General features: G+C 30.1%; 2 protein-coding genes. Both read right to left on the reverse strand.

From position 1 onward, the window contains the following. A partial coding sequence (locus F938_RS16350; RefSeq protein WP_005033548.1) for a BapA/Bap/LapF family prefix-like domain-containing protein occupies window positions 1–847 on the reverse strand: 847 nt, incomplete at its 3' end. 144 nt (window positions 848–991) lie between these two features. Further along, window positions 992–1,456, reverse strand: coding sequence for a hypothetical protein (locus F938_RS16355; RefSeq protein WP_005033551.1), 465 nt, complete (start codon window positions 1,454–1,456; stop codon window positions 992–994). Between the last annotated feature and the right edge of the window lie 1,049 nt (window positions 1,457–2,505).

The following is a 2,505-nucleotide window of genomic DNA, read 5'->3' on the forward strand; positions in this document are numbered from 1 at the left end:
TGATGGTAATCACCACATCGCTATTCGGTGCAACATCTGTGGTGGTTCCAGTGATTTTACCTGTATTATCAATGTGAATGTCTATGTTACTGTCTACACGATCAAGCCCAGCACTTTCGTCCTCTGGAGTATTTGGATCATCAGTCGCATTTTTACCTAACTGATCTTCCGCTTGAACAGTATTGCCATTACGATCAACAACTTCTGAACTTACAGTCAAATCACCATCCACAAATTCTTCTGGAACTTCAGCTGTATAGCTTCCATCTGGCTGAACAGTAACTTCGATGTCTTTGCTTAATGTATTTCCGTTCTTGTCTTGTCCTGTAATGGTAATAACAACTTTCGTTCCTTCAGGAATATTTTCTGTTTTACCAATGATTGAGCCATCCGTTTTTACTTCAACACTATTTTTCCCATTGGGAATATTTTCTTTATTTTTATCATTATCATGTGTTGCTGCGATGACACCACCGACTACACCTGTCCCAATCAGCCAAGGAAGCATTCCAGTCAAATGACTACTTGCTTCAGGTAATAATGCTTCCAGCCCTGTGATTTCTTTAAAGCCTGAAACTCCATCAAACCAATATAAAATACAACCATCTTCATCTTCAAAGACTAAATCTGAAGTTACTTCTTGGTGAACTACAAAGAAGTTTTCAATAACAATCACTTCACCGTTTTTAAGCTTTAATAATAAATGATCACCATCTCGAATATATTCAGCCACATCATCTCTATTCATTTTAGTATGAATAATTGATGCTTCTGACAAAGTGATATGGTTGGTATCTACCGTTGATTTACTTAAAGAATCTTTTTCAATTACAACAAAATTAGCCATTTTTTACCTAAGGAGATTATGTACATTTATCTTTTAAAAAATCAATTACTTAAAAATATGCACGCAGAAACCCTACAAAAATGAAATTTTTGATGGGGTTGGGAGATATTTATGAGTAAAAAATAAATCGATAATTAAGTATGATTACATTTGAGGTACGACAGTTTGAGTGGGTTCACTTTTGTTAGAACATTGAAGCGTCTGACCGTCATTTAAAATAAACGGTTTTCCCTCTCCATCTACTGAAAGTAAAAAATTATGACTATTCAACTTTTGCACATCTACATCAACATCACAGCTAAAGCATGATTCAGTATTGCAATTTTTCACTTTAAAATTATAAACTTCAGACTTTAAGTGATACTTTGCCGTATTATTTATATAAAAGTTCCCTGCTTGTATACGATCAATATAGAAATCAATCGCACACTTCTGATGTGTTGCGGTATCCCCAGAACAAAGCTTTTCATCTCTTTTCACAAGAACAATTTGATTGTTCGTCAAACTTTTCTCTTGAAACCTTAAATTTGATGGTTTTTGATACTGATTGCTTACACAGGCTGTCATACCTATTGCAGCAGTCACTACCATCAAAATAACTTTTGACATCACCGTACTCCGACATTAAAAATAATCGATAAATTCACAACATTAAAATAAGCAGGTTTAGATGAAAAAACAGATCATTTATATCTCGTATTATCTTTATATGATATTCAATTAAATCTATATTCCATCCAGCACAAATCAATAAAGCATAAGGATTAAAATAATTACAAAAATAGAAAACCCATTAATTTAAAATCAAAAATAGACTAAATAAACTTCAACAAAAAAAATGCAAAACAATACCCTTACCGAAATATTTTATAAAAATAAATCAGCAAAATTTATGTATATTTTTTACACTAAAATTGGGAGATAACTTCAGCCTAAATAGATTAAATATTATTCAATACAGGTATTTTTCATTCATGTATTCGCATAAATTAAGTCCTTTAAATTTAACTTTATGAGATTTAACTCACACAATCCTAGCATAAAAATGATACAAATCATTATCTTTTTTTTATTTGATGATAAATTTTTTATGATTTTTTAGGTTTTCTTTATAAAAAAACAATTATCATATCAACGGGTTAAAAAAAGTATTTTTTATAAAGAATACATTTACAATTTTATTTTATTTTTATATTTTTTATCCAGAAAATGCTCAGCATATAATCTCTTATCTCCCGCATAATCTCTAAAATACAAATGTATAGATTATAATTCCATAAACATTAAATTAAATATTATATTCTTTGCAAAGCCACAATCTATAATCATTTATTAACAACCAATACACTATCATTCATTGTTTAATTAACAATCAAAACAATAGCTAAATTTATATTAAATTTAAATCATTCTGCTAAAATCAAATCATTACTGTGTAAAATAAAATAATATTTACGAGAAACTTGAAATAAACCAATGCCGATAATTACAAGCATGATTAGGTGCCATTCAGGAATGTTAATCACTCACAAACCCATAATTTTTTTAAAAAGATTGGGTGCAATCAGTCTATGTGTTCTGATTCAGAACAATAGCCATGCACAAGACACCCGCTATTTAAAAGGCATCAAGGAAAGTGTATCGAGTTTAATCAAACC

The organism is Acinetobacter bereziniae LMG 1003 = CIP 70.12 (assembly GCF_000368925.1).
GTDB classification, from domain to species: Bacteria; Pseudomonadota; Gammaproteobacteria; order Pseudomonadales; family Moraxellaceae; genus Acinetobacter; species Acinetobacter bereziniae.